Annotated in this window: 12 protein-coding genes; 6 read left to right on the plus strand and 6 right to left on the minus strand. The window is 71.7% G+C overall.

The genetic code is table 11. The features are described from left to right. The first annotated feature begins 72 nt into the window (after positions 1 to 72). Both sucC and sucD read left to right on the plus strand, forming a co-directional pair. Positions 73 to 1,275 (plus strand): ADP-forming succinate--CoA ligase subunit beta, encoded by a 1,203-nt coding sequence (gene sucC, locus PHA84_RS01410; protein WP_270886295.1) that lies wholly within the window; start codon positions 73 to 75, stop codon positions 1,273 to 1,275. 27 nt (positions 1,276 to 1,302) lie between these two features. After that, entirely contained in the window at positions 1,303 to 2,193 is an 891-nt protein-coding gene (gene sucD, locus PHA84_RS01415; RefSeq protein WP_270886296.1) for a succinate--CoA ligase subunit alpha, read from the plus strand. Between the two features lie 29 nt (positions 2,194 to 2,222). On the opposite strand, the gene PHA84_RS01420 is transcribed toward sucD, so the two are convergent. Both PHA84_RS01420 and PHA84_RS01425 read right to left on the minus strand, forming a co-directional pair. After that, a complete protein-coding gene (locus PHA84_RS01420; protein ID WP_270886297.1) occupies positions 2,223 to 3,692 on the minus strand; it encodes a hypothetical protein in 1,470 nt (489 codons plus the stop codon). Further along, entirely contained in the window at positions 3,685 to 4,209 is a 525-nt protein-coding gene (locus PHA84_RS01425; protein WP_270886298.1) for an RNA polymerase sigma factor, read from the minus strand. Before PHA84_RS01425 ends, PHA84_RS01420 begins: the two co-directional genes overlap by 8 nt. 147 nt (positions 4,210 to 4,356) lie before the next feature. On the opposite strand from PHA84_RS01425, the gene PHA84_RS01430 reads away from it, so the two are divergent. Next, on the plus strand, positions 4,357 to 5,592 hold the full coding sequence (locus PHA84_RS01430; RefSeq protein WP_270886299.1) for a cell division protein PerM: 1,236 nt from the start codon (positions 4,357 to 4,359) through the stop codon (positions 5,590 to 5,592). Positions 5,593 to 5,620: 28 nt separating this feature from the next. Here PHA84_RS01430 and PHA84_RS01435 read toward each other — a convergent pair whose 3' ends face one another. After that, entirely contained in the window at positions 5,621 to 6,703 is a 1,083-nt protein-coding gene (locus PHA84_RS01435) for an alanine racemase (protein WP_270886300.1), read from the minus strand. Positions 6,704 to 6,833: 130 nt separating this feature from the next. Here PHA84_RS01435 and PHA84_RS01440 point away from each other — a divergent pair, with 130 nt between their 5' ends. From PHA84_RS01440 to purH, 3 genes are read left to right on the plus strand one after another with little or no spacing between them, the layout of a single operon-like run. Further along, on the plus strand, positions 6,834 to 7,814 hold the full coding sequence (locus PHA84_RS01440) for an LLM class F420-dependent oxidoreductase (RefSeq protein ID WP_270886301.1): 981 nt from the start codon (positions 6,834 to 6,836) through the stop codon (positions 7,812 to 7,814). A gap of 54 nt (positions 7,815 to 7,868) precedes the next feature. Next, positions 7,869 to 8,480 carry a phosphoribosylglycinamide formyltransferase gene (purN, locus tag PHA84_RS01445; protein ID WP_270886302.1) on the plus strand — a complete coding sequence of 204 codons (612 nt, stop codon included), beginning with the start codon at positions 7,869 to 7,871 and terminating at the stop codon, positions 8,478 to 8,480. Next, positions 8,477 to 10,111, plus strand: a complete 1,635-nt coding sequence (gene purH, locus PHA84_RS01450; RefSeq protein ID WP_270886303.1) for a bifunctional phosphoribosylaminoimidazolecarboxamide formyltransferase/IMP cyclohydrolase — start codon at positions 8,477 to 8,479, stop codon at positions 10,109 to 10,111. Before purN ends, purH begins: the two co-directional genes overlap by 4 nt. Positions 10,112 to 10,322: 211 nt before the next feature. On the opposite strand, the gene PHA84_RS01455 is transcribed toward purH, so the two are convergent. The 3 genes from PHA84_RS01455 to PHA84_RS01465 form a co-directional block, all read right to left on the minus strand. Further along, on the minus strand, positions 10,323 to 11,480 hold the full coding sequence (locus PHA84_RS01455; RefSeq protein WP_270886304.1) for a ring-opening amidohydrolase: 1,158 nt from the start codon (positions 11,478 to 11,480) through the stop codon (positions 10,323 to 10,325). A gap of 5 nt (positions 11,481 to 11,485) precedes the next feature. Beyond that, positions 11,486 to 12,523 (minus strand): carbamate kinase, encoded by a 1,038-nt coding sequence (locus PHA84_RS01460; protein WP_270886305.1) that lies wholly within the window; start codon positions 12,521 to 12,523, stop codon positions 11,486 to 11,488. A gap of 173 nt (positions 12,524 to 12,696) precedes the next feature. Then, positions 12,697 to 13,890, minus strand: a complete 1,194-nt coding sequence (locus PHA84_RS01465; RefSeq protein WP_270886306.1) for a PucR family transcriptional regulator — start codon at positions 13,888 to 13,890, stop codon at positions 12,697 to 12,699. Positions 13,891 to 13,966: the final 76 nt, after the last annotated feature.

The raw sequence follows: 13,966 nt of genomic DNA on the forward strand, positions 1-13,966 counted from the left end.
GGGGACCTGTGGCACGCGACGGGACTAGTCTCGTGCGCGAACCTCACCCATCCGTAGACGAGGACGTCACACGTGGATCTGTTCGAGTACCAGGCCCGAGACATGTTCGAGGCGCACGGCGTGCCGGTGCTGGCCGGGGCGACCGCCACCACGCCGCAGGAGGCCCGGGCGGCCGCCGAGGAGATCGGCCGCAGGAGCGGCGGCGTCACGGTCGTCAAGGCCCAGGTCAAGACCGGGGGCCGCGGCAAGGCCGGCGGGGTCAAGGTCGCCAAGAGCCCCGAGGAGGCCGAGGAAGCCGCGCAGGCCATTCTCGGAATGGACATCAAGGGCCACACCGTGGGCACCGTCATGGTCGCCGAGGGGGCCCGGATCGCCGAGGAGTACTACTTCTCGCTCCTGCTCGACCGTGCCAACCGCTCCTACCTCGCCATGTGCAGCAAGGAGGGCGGGATGGAGATCGAGCAGCTCGCCGTCGAGCGGCCAGAGGCGTTGGCCCGGGTCGAGGTCGACCCGAACACCGGGATCGACGAGGCGAAGGCGCGCGAGATCGTCGAGGCCGCCGGGTTCGACGAGGAGACCGCCGCAAAGATCGTCCCGGTCCTGGCCTCCCTGTGGGAGGTGTACCGCGACGAGGACGCCACCCTGGTCGAGGTGAACCCGCTGGTGAAGACGCAGGACGGCGACATCATCGCGCTGGACGGCAAGGTGACCCTCGACGCCAACGCTGACTTCCGGCACCCCGACCACGAGGCGCTGGAGGACAAGGCGGCTGCGGACCGCTTGGAGGCGGCGGCCAAGGAGAAGGGCCTCAACTACGTCAAGCTCGACGGCTCGGTCGGCATCATCGGCAACGGCGCAGGGCTCGTCATGTCGACCCTTGACGTGGTGGCCTATGCCGGCGAGGAGCTCACCGACGGTGAGGGCAACCACCCCAAGCCGGCCAACTTCCTCGACATCGGCGGTGGGGCCTCCGCCGAGGTGATGGCCAACGGGCTGCACATCATCCTCGGCGACGAGCAGGTGAAGTCCGTGTTCGTCAACGTGTTCGGCGGGATCACGTCCTGCGACGCGGTGGCCAACGGCATCGTCGGTGCCCTGAACGCACTGGGGGACGAGGCGACCAAGCCCCTCGTCGTCCGGCTGGACGGCAACAACGTGGAGGAGGGCCGGCGGATCCTCGCCGAGGCCAACCACCCGCTGGTGACCATCGAAGAGACCATGGACGGTGCGGCCCGCAAGGCCGCCGAGCTGGCTTCGGCCGCCAACGCCGCGTAACCGACTGAAAGCCAGGAGAGAACACCAATGGCAATCTTTCTCGACGAGAACTCCAAGGTCATCGTCCAGGGCATGACCGGCTCGGAGGGCATGAAGCACACCCAGCGCATGCTCGCCTCCGGCACCCAGATCGTCGGTGGCGTCAACCCCCGCAAGGCCGGCCAGAGCGTGGACTTCGACGGCGGCGTCACCGTGCCGGTGTTCGGCACGGTCGCCGAGGCGGTCAAGGAGACCGGCGCGAACGTCTCGGTCATCTTCGTCCCGCCGGCCTTCGCCAAGTCGGCTGTGGTCGAGGCCATCGACGCAGAGGTCCCCCTCGCCGTCGTCATCACCGAGGGCATCGCGGTCAAGGACTCCGCGGAGTTCTACTCCTACGCCAAGACCAACGGCACGACCCGCATCGTCGGCCCGAACTGTCCCGGGCTGATCAGCCCCGGCAAGTCCAACGCCGGGATCATCCCGGCCAACATCGCTGGGCCGGGCCGGATCGGGCTGGTGTCGAAGTCGGGCACGCTGACCTACCAGATGATGTACGAGCTGCGGGAGTTCGGGTTCTCCTCGGCCGTCGGCATCGGGGGTGACCCGATCATCGGCACGACGCACATCGACTGCCTCGAGGCGTTCGAGAAGGACCCCGAGACCGACGCCATCGTGATGATCGGCGAGATCGGCGGCGACGCCGAGGAGCGCGCCGCGGCATACATCAAGGAGCACGTCACCAAGCCCGTGGTGGGCTATGTGGCAGGCTTCACCGCGCCTGAGGGCAAGACCATGGGCCATGCCGGAGCCATCGTCTCCGGCTCCGCGGGAACGGCCGCGGCCAAGCAGGAAGCACTCGAGGCAGCCGGGGTCAAAGTCGGCAGGACGCCGTCCGCGACCGCGGACCTCATGCGCGAGATCATGAAGGGCTTGCAGTAGTCGGCCGGTCCGCACCAGCGTTCGACGGGCTACTTCTGGCGGGCGAGTTGCATCAACCTGACCAGCTCGCTGAAGCCCTCCGTCCGGGTGCCCTGGAAGCCCTGCCCGTCGCTGCTGCCGTGGAACACGATCGTCGACACCGCCCCCTCGGTCTGCTGTCCGGTGATGCCGACGTACTGGTACGACGTGGGCGCGCCGCTGACGCGCGTGGTGAGCAGGTAGGTCCCCGCCACCGGTCCCCGCTCGGCGGTGGTGCGGTTCCCGCCCGGTGAGGTACAGCCCGCCATGAGCAGCCGGTCCAGGCGAGCGATGTCGGCCTGGACGAGCTCGTAGCCCTGCACGTCCTCGAACAGCCGGACTCGCTGCCTGCCCAGGTAGGTCCCCTGTCCCTTCCCGGTGCGGATGCTGACGATGCCGTACCGGCCGCCGACGCCCGCCTGCTGCTGGTCGGTCTCGCACTCCACGATCGCGGAGCTGCCGTCGAGCGCTCCGGGCTCGGCATACGCCTTGGCGCCGCCCGCGAACCTGGGCGAAGTCCACTGCGAAGGAGCCACGAACAGCTTCCAGGAGAGCAGTGGCGCGACGCCGGCAACGGGCATCCGCTCGTCGAGCGCCTTGGTGAACCGAGGTGCCGGGAAGTTCGTGCCGGTGGGGGAGGTGCGGGAGGGGGAGCCCCCGGGCGTTGCGGCCGAGCCGTAGCGGCTCAGCCGGCGCTCGGCGAGGAGGGCCAGCCCGTGGACCTGTGCCTGCGTGAACGACGAGGGGTCGTGTCCCGGGTCGACGACCTGCAGGAGCGTGACGTCGGCCGCGCCCGGCACCACCGCGAACCACCCCGAGCCGGCGTCGCCTGCGCGGTAGGAGTACAGCCGTGGCCATCCGCCACCGGTTCGGGAGGTCACCCGGAAACCCGGTCCGGCCTGGCAGGCGGCGACATCGGCCGCGATCCCCTCCGCGACGGTCTGCGGGTCCAGCGAGGCGGGAACCCTGAACCTGGTCTGGCCGCCTTCGAACGACAGGCCCGGGACGGTGACCTGCTGCCGCTGCACCTGACCGACGGGGACCGACGTGAGGCACTCGTGGCTCGACCACTCGCTGCTGCCCTTCGCGATGCTGGTCAGCCTCGGGCGGCCCGAGAGCGAGAGGGATGCGGCCCACTCCTGGGGCAGCGGAAGGGCTCCCGGCTGGTCGAGGGAGCCGGTGGTCGTGGTGGCAGGCGATGGTGCGGTCGTGGTGCCGGTCGCCGTGGTGCTGTGGGTGGCCGGCTGGAGCCTCCCCGGGTCCTTGTCCAGCTGAGCGAGTCCGACAGTCCCGACGACGGCGGCCGCAGCGGCGCCGGCGGCCGCCACGGTGAGGACCTGTCGGCGCCGTCGCCGCACGCCACGCGCCTTGACGAAACGCACATCGGGCAGCGGGGTCGCCTCCACGTCTGCGCGCAGGGTGGCCAGCGCTCCGCGGACGAGGGAGTCGTCGGCCGCGCTCCAGTCCTCGAGGTCAGCCATGGGTCGTCTCCTTGTGCTGGAGGGCCTGCGCGAGCTGGGCGCGCCCTCGGAACAACCGCGCCTTGACGGTGCCGGTCGGCGTGTTGGTCTCGTGGGCGATCTGGGCGACGCTCAGGTCGCCGATGTAATGCAGGGTCACCGCCTCCCGCACCGCGTCAGGCAGGGTCCGCAGGGCGGCGATGACGGCGACCCGGTCCTCGGTCGGTGGTCCCGTGGTGTCGTGCGCGCCGTGCCGCTCGTGGGCGCGGTCGCGGCTGGTCTTCTTGCGCCAGGACGAGATGGCGACGCGCCGGGCCACCGTCCGCACCCAGGCGAGTGGGTCCTCATGCGTGCGCACCGTGGCCCACTGCTGCCAGGCCCGCGCGTACGCCTCCTGGGTGCTGTCCTGGGCAACGGTCAGGTCACCGGTGAAGCCGTACACCAGGTGGATGACCCGCCGAGCGGTGTCACGGTAGAACGCGTCGAACTCCGCCTCCGCGGACTGCGCGCCCATCACCACCTCCCGCGGCGTCGCCACGGTGGCTCCGCTTCCTCCTGGGACGACCATCACACCGCAGCAGACGCGCGCCCGGCAGTCACGGTTGCGGCGAGTCCGGACATTTTCGAAGCCGCGCCGCACTGCCTGCTCGGGGAAGGCCCTGGTTTCGGCGACGATGGGTCCGTCATGAGTGTCATGGAGCTGCTGCGTGGGGCAACCTCGACCAGACAGGACCCGGACGACCTGCGGGCGCTGAGGCGCGCCCTGCTGGCCGGCGCGGGGACTGCCGCGTTCTCGGCCCTGGTCTTCGTCCTGCCCGCCCTGGTCGTATGGGTGGCGACGCCTCAGAGCTCGGTGCCGTGGACGGCCGCCCTCGGCGTCGGTTCCAGCCTGTGGCTGCTCGGCACTGGAGCGCACCTGACCACGGGTGGCGGCCACGTCACCGTGGTGCCGCTGCTCTTCCTCGCACTCGCGCTGGTCGGCGGCAGCTGGGCGGCATACCGTGCCGGCGCCGAAGCCGCCGGGGACCGCACCGTACGGCTCGTGCGTGACCTCGTGCACGTGCGGCTGGCAATGGCGCTGGGCGCCTGGGCCGCGGGGTATGCGGTGTGCGCCGCCGCGTGGGCCCTGGTCGCCCTGCTCGCCGGGCCTCGGCCGGTGGGGTGGACGCTGCTGGGCCCCGTGCTGGTCGTCCCGGCGTGCTCGGCCCTCGCGGCGCTGTCCCGCTGGGTGCGCCGGCGTCCCATGCTGGCCGGGCCGTCGATGCGACGGCCGCGATGGCTGCCGGAAGCGGTCCGCCGGGCGCTGCGCCCGGGGTTCGAGGGCGCGGCGGTGCTGCTCGGAGCCGGGGTCTCGGTGTGCCTGCTCTTGGTCCTGCTCCGGTTCTCGACGGTCAGCCACCTCCAGTCCGAGCTGGCACCCGGCCTGCTGGGTGGAGTGGTCCTCGCGGCGGCTCAGGCTCTCCTGCTGCCCAACCTTGCCCTGTGGGCTGTGTCCTTCGCGGCCGGTACCGGCTTCTCCGCCGTGGAGGGGGCCAGCGCCACGTGGACCGGCAGCCGCACCGCGCTGATGCCCATGGTTCCTGTCCTCGGCGCCCTCCCCGAGCCCGGCGCGTTCCCCGGCGTGATGCCGGTGGTCGTGCTCGTCCCCGTGGCGGTGGGAGCCTTCGTGGGGTGGCGTGGCCTACGGTCCGTCGCCCGGCTCTCCACGCAGCGTACGAAGCTCGTCGTGGTCGGCACCGCGGTCCTGGTGACGGCGCTGTCGCTCGGAACGCTCGACGCCGTGGCGGGTGGCTCCCTGGGCACCGCCCGCCTCTCGCACGTCGGAGCTCCGGCCGGGGCGATGACCGTGGCTCTGCTGCTCGAGCTGGCCGTGGGCGCCGGGCTGGTCCTGGCCTGGGACCGCTGGAAGCTGCGACGCTGACCCGCTGCCCTCATGTGGCACCGAGGGGTCAGTGGTTGGCGCCTCGAGCCGTCACCGGCCAGCGGTCGACCGCCTCGCCCGCGCGTACGACCACGAGGTCGTCGGCCAGGTTGACGGTGTTGCAGACGTGGTTGGGCACCACCCGGACCCGCTCGCCGAGGGCCAGGTCAGCACCCTCGACCACGGCGTGGTGCTCGGAGAGCTGGGTGATCCGCGCGGCGGGCTGGTCGAGGAGCCTGCCCCCGCCACTGGCCCAGGGCGGGCGATCGGCGCCGAGCGCCTTGCTCCCGGCGTCGAGGACGACGACGCCCGGCCGCCGGCTGACCACGGTGGCGAGAACCGTCAGGGCGATCTCCTGCGGAGCGCAGGCGCCGAGCTCCCACTGCTGTGCATCGCCGAAGACGTAGACCCCGGGACGCAGCTCGGTCAGGACCCCAGGATCGGCGAAGGCGATGCTCGGCGTGGACCCACCGCTGACGATGTCGCAGGCCAGCCCCTTGCCGCGCAGCGACTCGGCGGCTTCCCGCAGAGAGGTCGCCTCCTGCCGAGCCGCGAGCTCACGCCTGTCGGGCGCGTAGCTGTGTCCTGGGAAGGTGAAGACTCCAGCGACGTCCAGCCCGGTCGACGCGACGGCCGCAGCAACGTCTCCGGCGGCCGAGGGTGCGACTCCGCTGCGATGATGACCGCTGTCCACCTCGACCAGGACCCGGACCCTCCCGGGCGCGGGCACCGTGGATGCGAGCCGCTGCGCCGCGAGGAGGGAGTCACACCCGACCGTGACGACCGCACCAGCGTCCAGCGCTCGCCCCAACAGGGCCGCCCGTCCTGCGTCGAACCACAGCGGGTAGGCGACGAAGAGGTCGGCGCAGCCGGCCTCGGCGAAGACCACAGCTTCGCTCAAGGTGGCGACGGTCAGCCCGATCGCGCCTGCTGAGAGCTGCAGCCGGGCGACGTTGGGCGACTTGTGGGTCTTGGCATGCGGGCGTAGCGCGACTCCGAGAGCTGCGGCCTGCGAGGCCATCCTCGCCACGTTGGCGCGAAGGACGTCCTCGTCGACCACGACCGACGGCGTGGAGATGTCGTCGAGCCCGAGAGGAGAGTGGCGAGGCATCGGCCCAACGTAGCCGTCTGGCGCCCTTCTGTGGTCACGGTTGCCCCGTCGACGTCGAGGCGCGAGGCGGCACGCGGACCAAGCGCCGCCGCCGAGTGGTGGGCGGCCGAAGGCCGTGTCAGGTTGGAGCATGACGCGATTCGGCTACACCCTCATGACCGAACAGTCCGGCCCTCGGGAGCTGGTGGAGTATGCCGTCGCGGCGCAGGAGCGCGGCTTCGACTTCGCGGTCAGCAGCGACCACTACTCTCCGTGGCTCACTGAGCAGGGGCACGCGCCGTACGCGTGGACGGTCCTCGGCGCCGTCGCCCAGGCGACCACACGCCTCGAGCTGATGACCTATGTCACCTGCCCCACCACCCGCTACCACCCCGCCGTGGTGGCCCAGAAGGCCGCCACGCTGCAGCTGCTCAGCGAGGGCCGGTTCGTTCTCGGACTGGGCAGTGGCGAGAACCTCAACGAGCACGTCGTAGGCGAGGGCTGGCCGATGGTGGACGTGCGTCAGGACATGCTGGAGGAGGCGCTGCACATCATCCGCGAGCTGCACACCGGGGAGCTGGTGACGTGGGAGGGCAGCTACTTCCGCGTCGACTCGGCACGGGTCTGGGACTGTCCCGACGGTGGCGTCCCCATCGGCGTGGCGGTCTCGGGAGGCAAGTCGTGCGAGCGGTTCGCGCCGCTCGCGGACCATCTCATCGCTGTGGAACCGGACCCCTCCCTGGTGCAGCAGTTCTCCGCCGCCCGGAGCTCAGGCCACGGAGCGCCGCGGGCCATCGGGCAGATCCCCATCTGCTGGGACCCTGACGCCGACCGGGCCAAGGAGCGGGCGCACCAGCAGTTCCGCTGGTTCGGAGGGGGCTGGGGCGTCAACGCCGACCTGCCGACGCCGGCTGGGTTCGCCGCAGCCTCGCAGTTCGTCAGCCCCGACCAGGTGGCGCAGTCCATCCCCTGTGGGCCGGACCTCGACGCGATCGTGAGGACGGTCTCGGCCTACTGGGAGGCGGGGTTCACGGACATCGCCCTGGTCCAGGTCGGTGACGAGGGCCAGCAGCAGTTCCTGGACCAGGCCGCGGAGCCGCTCCTGGAGAAGCTTCGCGCCGCGTCCTCGTGACGCCCTCCGGACGGCCGTGCCGCCCGGCACCGCGCCCTCGGTAGGGTCTCTGCCGTGAGCACGCCTGAGCCGACCGGCATCGTCGTCCTCATCTCGGGCTCGGGCACCAACCTCCAGGCGCTCATCGACGCGAGCAGCGACCCGGCCTACGGGGTCAGGATCCTCGCCGTCGGCGCCGACCGGGACGGCATCGCGGGACTGCGCAGAGCGGATGCGGCGGGCCTGGAGACCTTCGTCTGCCGAGTCCCGGACCACCCCACCCGCCTCGCCTGGGACGCGGCACTGGCCGCGCGCCTGGACGCGCACGCGCCGGCCTTCGTGGTGTCGGCCGGCTTCATGCGGCTTCTGGGGCCGGAGGTGCTCTCGCGGTACGTCGTCCTCAACACGCATCCCGCCCTGCTGCCGGCCTTTCCGGGGGCGCACGCAGTCAGGGACGCCCTCGCGGCGGCGGCGGAGGTGACCGGCTGCACCGTGCATCTCGTGGATGCCGGGCTGGACACGGGGCCCGTCCTGGCGCAGGCCCGCGTGGAGGTGGTCCCCGGCGACACCGAGGAGACACTCCACGCGCGGATCAAAGCTGTCGAGCACCCGCTGCTCGTCGAGGTCGTGGGCCGGGCGGCCCGCGAGGGAATCACCGTGACCGATGGGAAGGCCAGCATTCCGTGACCGAGCAGCAGACCGAACAGGGGCAGGCCGAACCTTCGCAGCAGCCCTCCGATGACGGGCGGCGCCAGGTGCGGCGTGCGCTCGTGTCCGTCTACGACAAGACCGGTCTGGAGGATCTCGCCCGCGGGCTGCACGAGGCCGGCGTAGCTCTGGTCTCCACGGGCGGCTCGGCCGAGCTCATCCGCAGCCTCGGGATCCCGGTCACGGAGGTGGCCGACCTGACCGGGTTCCCGGAGTGTCTGGAGGGCCGGGTCAAGACCCTGCATCCCCGGGTCCATGCCGGGATCCTGGCCGACACCCGCAAGGAGGACCACCTGCGGCAGCTGGCCGACCTCGAGATCGAGCCGTTCCAGCTGGTGGTGGTGAACCTCTACCCGTTCGTGGCGACCGTCGCGTCCGGGGCGGCCCAGGACGAGGTGGTGGAGCAGATCGACATCGGCGGTCCGTCGATGGTTCGCGCCGCCGCGAAGAACCACCCCAGCGTCGCGGTCGTCACCTCCCCGGCGACGTACCCGGCGGTGCTGCGGGCGGTTGCCGAAGGTGGTTTCACCCTGGCGCAGCGGCAGCGGCTCGCCGCGGAGGCGTTCGTGCACACCGCGACGTACGACGTGCACGTCGCCTCCTGGATGGGCAACGTGGTCGCCGACACCTCCGACGGGACTGGCTTCCCGGCCTGGACCGGCGCGACGTGGGACAAGGCGTCGGTGCTGCGGTACGGCGAGAACCCGCACCAGCGCGCCGCCCTCTACCGCTCCGGCTACGTACCGCACCCGGGGCTCGCGCAGGCCGAGCAGCTGCACGGCAAGGAGATGTCCTACAACAACTACGTCGACGCCGACGCGGCCGTGCGCGCGGCGTACGACCACGGCGACCAGGCGACCGTGGCGATCGTCAAGCACGCGAACCCCTGTGGCATCGCGGTCGGCGACACGGTGGAGGAGGCCTACCAGCGGGCGCACGCCTGCGACCCGGTCTCCGCTTTCGGAGGCATCATCGCCACGAACCGCATTGTGTCCGGTGCCATGGCGGAACAGGTCAAGGACGTCTTCACGGAGGTGGTGGTGGCGCCCGGGTACGAGGACGGCGCTCTGGAGCTGCTGAGGGGCAGGAAGAACCTCCGGCTGCTCGTGTGCGCGCCACCGGTTCGACAAGGGGTCGAGGTGCGTCCGATCTCCGGTGGCCTCCTGATGCAGTCCCGGGACACCCTCGAGGCGGAGGTCGAGGACGGTGGGGACGACCCGTCGTGCTGGCGGCTGGTGTCCGGCGAGCCCGCCGACGAGGCGACCCTGGCCGACCTGGCCTTCGCATGGCGCTCCGTGCGAGCGGTGAAGTCCAACGCCATCCTGCTCGCGAAGGGCGGAGCGTCGGTGGGGATCGGTATGGGCCAGGTCAACCGGGTCGACTCCTGCCACCTGGCGGTCTCTCGGGCGGGCGCTGAGCGCGCCAGGGGCGCGGTCGCAGCCTCGGATGCGTTCTTCCCGTTCGCGGACGGGCTGCAGGTGCTGCTGGACGCGGGGGTGCTGGCCGTCGTGGGCCCCGGTGGGTCGATGCGGGACCAGGAGGTCGTCGACACAGCGCAGGCGGCTGGGGTGACCATGTACTTCACCGGAACCCGCCACTTCGCGCACTGACGCTCGCCCGTCCGCGCACACCCCTTCCCCGCCCCCGCCCCCGCACCCCTTGCCTGCCCCGCCCCCCTTGCCTGCCCAGCACCCATTGCCCCAAGTCTGGGACTTCGGCGCTGGCGTCGGCGTGTCGCCCCGAAGTCCCAGACTTCGGCGCTGGGGGGCTTGGGTGCGGGGCCGGGGAAGGGGTGCGGGGCGGAGCGGGTGGTCGGTGATGTCAGCCGGGATGGTGCGCGCCGGCGGATGCACTGGGGTAGCCCGTCGGCTCTCCTGGGCCGAGGTCGACGATGGCCGCGACGGGTCCGCCGCCGTCAGGACCCTGGTGTGCCGCGGACACGGACACGAAGACCGCTGGGTCGCCGGTGACCGAGGCGGTGACGCCGCCGACACACGACTTGATCTGCCGGTGCCAGTGCACGTCCGAGTCGTCCAACATGGCGTTGCGGCGGCCGCGTACGGCGCCGTCCTGACTGACCTCGCACTTGAGGAAGACGTTGACCAAGCGTCCCTGCAGGTCCGTCCAGTGCGGGCGGTCCGGGAGGTCGAGCCCCGCGTCCCTGATCGCGGCCCAGACGCCGTCCGCGTCGAGGGCATCGCGCATGACCGAGTGCCCTATGCGGTACCGGCCACCGACGCCGCGCGCGTTCCCCATGACGACGACCTGGGCCTGGTCCAGCTCGACCCCCGAGGAGCACGACGCCACCGAGGAGAAGAGCGAGCGGTTGTGCATGACGTCCGCCTCGGTGGGCATGTCGATCTCGCCGAGGGCCACCGCGATGCCGAGGCCGGTGGTCCCGTTGGACAGGTCCATCGACTCATGCGTGTGCTCGGTCCAGACCTGCCGGCCCCGCGACTTGGCGTCACGGATGGTCTGGATGGTGAGCAGCGGCGTCTTGGTCTGGACGTAGTGGACGTCGGCGGGGTCGGTGATCCCGGCGCGGTCCATCGCCACCCGGACGGCCGCCGCGACCTTCTCGATCATGCCGGTGTAGCCGATCTCCTCGGGCAGGATCGGCTCGCTCATCGCGAAGCCGACCGTCAGGCGCAGGTCCTCGGACGGTTCCGCCTGCTCCGAAGGAATCGTCGCGAAGATCGTGGCGTGGGGACTGATGACCCCGTCCGTGCCACCGGACCAGACGATGGGCACCTGGCGGACCTGCTCCGCGGGCGCTCCCTTGGCGACCAGGACCTCACGGAAGGCCCGGTCGGCGATGATCCGGGTGTAGTCGTTGACGCCGCCGTTGCCCTCGGTCTTGCCGATGATGGCGACGACCCGGCTCGGGTCCATCACGCCTTCGTCGATGAGCTTCGCGAGCTCGCTGGCGTCGGCGACGCTGTGGATCGGCACCTTACGGACCTCGATGGGGTCTGGCACGGCGGTCACCTTTCGTTCACGGGAGGAGTCGGGGCGGGATTCGGGGCGGGCGGTGTCGGGTCGGCCCGTGTCGGGTCGCGCGGTGGCGGGTCGGGCGGTGTGGATGGTGGTGCGGCTTCGACGATGGTGCCGACGTCGCCCTCGAGCGACTCGGCGATCCGGTGGAGGGCGGTGATGACGCTGCGCGCGCCTCCCGACCGGACGAACCGGAGCGCCGCCTCGACCTTGGGCCCCATGGAGCCGGAGGCGAAGTGGCCGGCCGCGGCATACTCCTCGAGCTCGACCACGCTCACCCGGCCGAGCGGACGCGCGCCGGCGCTACCGAAGGCGACGACGGCGCGCTCGACGTCGGTGGCGATGACCAGGGTGTGCGCGCCCACGGCCCGGCCGAGCAGGGCGGCCGTGAGGTCCTTGTCGACCACTGCCTCCACGCCGTGGAGCGTGCCGTCTGGGCGGCGGACGACGGGGATCCCGCCACCGCCTGCGGCGACCACGACGTATCCCAACTCCACCAGCGTCAGCAGGGTCCTCGTCTCGAGCACCTCGACCGGCACAGGTGAGGCCACCACGCGACGCCACCCCTTCGTCCCGCAGTCCTGCCAGGTCTCGCCGTGCTCGATGAGCGGGAGAGCCTGGTCATGGCCCAGGTACCGGCCGATGGGTTTGGTGGGGTGGGCGAAGGCGGGATCGCCGGCGTCGACCAGAGTGCGCGAGACGAGGGCGGCGACGGGCGTACGCAGACCGCGGGCTGCGAGGGCCGCCTCGAGGGTGTCGAGGATCGTGAAACCGATCGTGCCCTGCGTCTGAGCGCCGCACCAGTCCAGCGGCACGGGCGGCACCACCTGGGCCGCCAGCTCGTTCTTGACGAGCAGGTTGCCCACCTGCGGTCCGTTCCCATGGGTCAGCACGACCTCGTGACCGGCGGCCACGACAGAGGCGACGTGGGTCATGGCGCCTGAGATGGCTTCCCGCTGTGCCGCCGGGGTGGCACTGCCGTCCGGCCCCGTCATGGCGTTGCCCCCCAGCGCGATCAGGACCCGCATGCCACCTCCTGCCCGGTCCGCTCGTGTGGGACGTGCGCGAGCCTAGGCAGGGGCGCCGGTATGCGGCGTCGGCAGGACCTGCCCAACGATGTGGCTGGCATTGGCAGGTTGGCGTGGGCAGGTTGGCGTGGGCAGGTTGGGCGTTGACAGGTCCGCGTGGGCAGGTTCGCGGGTCAGCCGAGCGCCACCATGAGGTCGCGGACCTTGACCGGGTCGTCCAGGTCGTCCCCGAAGTGCTCCCGGAGCTGCCCCACGCGGTAGCGGACGGTCTGCGGGTGGACGAACAGGGCCTCCGCGACGGCCTCACGCCTGCCGCGGTGCAGCAGCCACGCCCGGAGCGTCTCCTCCAGCCGCTCGCGGGTCGCCGGCGTCAGCTCGGCGATGGGCGCCAGGACGCGGCGGCGCAGGTCGGCGCGCGCCTCCGCGTCCGCGTCCAGCACGATGTCGGCCAGGTGCACGTCGGTGTCGTACGTTCCCCCCGCCGCGCCGCGAGCCGCGCGGCCGCGCAGCGCGCGGGTCAGCGACGTGGCTGTGGCCTGCCAGGGGCGACTGGGTCCGAGGACGACGTCGTGGCCCTCCAGCTTGGCGACGAGCCGGGTGCGAGCCGGCGTGGAGAGGCGGGGGACGACGATCGCGACGAGGTCCTCGTCCGCGCCGACACCGGGGACGTCCTCGGTCAGCACGAGCGAGCGAGGCTCGACCGACGTCCGGGTATGGTGCAGCTCTGCATCGGGCAGCAGGAGCACCGTGACGGTCTTGGGCAGGTCCCAGCCCGCGCGGTCCGCTCGCCGCAGTACGACGTCCTCGGGTGCGCCGCGCAGCAGGTCGAGGGCGAGCCTTTCGAGCTGGCGCTCCTGGACCCGCTCGGCCGATGCCAGCTCGTCCGCGTGTCCGGCCACACTGGCCGCCGACAGTTCGTCGATGTAGGCGAACACCAGCTCGGCGAACTGGGCCAGGAGTGCGGCGCTCATGCCGGCCCTCACCGCTTCGTCGGCGATCCCCCGCCAGGAGACCCGTGCTCCGATGCGGTACGCCGAGAGCAGGGCGTCCATGCTGCGGCCGCTGCGTGCCTCGCCCCTGCCCAAGGCGTAGGAGGCCTCACGGGCCGGGCCGAGCGGGGTGCTGGGGTCGTCGGAACGCGCCGCTACCCTCAGGAACGTCCCCAGGGCCACCTGGACGGCGGTCTCGATGTTGCCGAACAGGTAGTCCCGCGCCCCCGCGTAGCTGGGAACCTCGTCGACGATGGCCTGGACGGCATGGCTCGCCACGGCGGGCAGCGCGCCCTTCAGCTGGGCCAGCACCTCGGGCGCCAGGGTCAGCCCCGCAGCGCGCTCGGTGGCGGAAGCGGCGGGCGGCTGCGTGCTCATGGCGTCTCCTGGGTTGTGCGGAACGAACAAGTTCCGAGCGCATTCTCACTCGACAAGGTCAGGAAACTAGCCTACT

This window comes from Pedococcus sp. 5OH_020, assembly GCF_027812955.1.
Lineage (GTDB): Bacteria > Actinomycetota > Actinomycetes > Actinomycetales > Dermatophilaceae > Pedococcus.

Coding starts and splice junctions, on each gene's coding strand:
- sucD (WP_270886296.1), top strand. CDS start 1,303: ATGGCAATCTTTCTCGACGAGAACTCCAAGGTCATCGTCCAGGGCATG.
- PHA84_RS01420 (WP_270886297.1), bottom strand. CDS start 3,692: ATGGCTGACCTCGAGGACTGGAGCGCGGCCGACGACTCCCTCGTCCGC.
- PHA84_RS01430 (WP_270886299.1), top strand. CDS start 4,357: ATGAGTGTCATGGAGCTGCTGCGTGGGGCAACCTCGACCAGACAGGAC.
- PHA84_RS01435 (WP_270886300.1), bottom strand. CDS start 6,703: ATGCCTCGCCACTCTCCTCTCGGGCTCGACGACATCTCCACGCCGTCG.
- PHA84_RS01440 (WP_270886301.1), top strand. CDS start 6,834: ATGACGCGATTCGGCTACACCCTCATGACCGAACAGTCCGGCCCTCGG.
- PHA84_RS01460 (WP_270886305.1), bottom strand. CDS start 12,523: ATGCGGGTCCTGATCGCGCTGGGGGGCAACGCCATGACGGGGCCGGAC.
- PHA84_RS01465 (WP_270886306.1), bottom strand. CDS start 13,890: ATGAGCACGCAGCCGCCCGCCGCTTCCGCCACCGAGCGCGCTGCGGGG.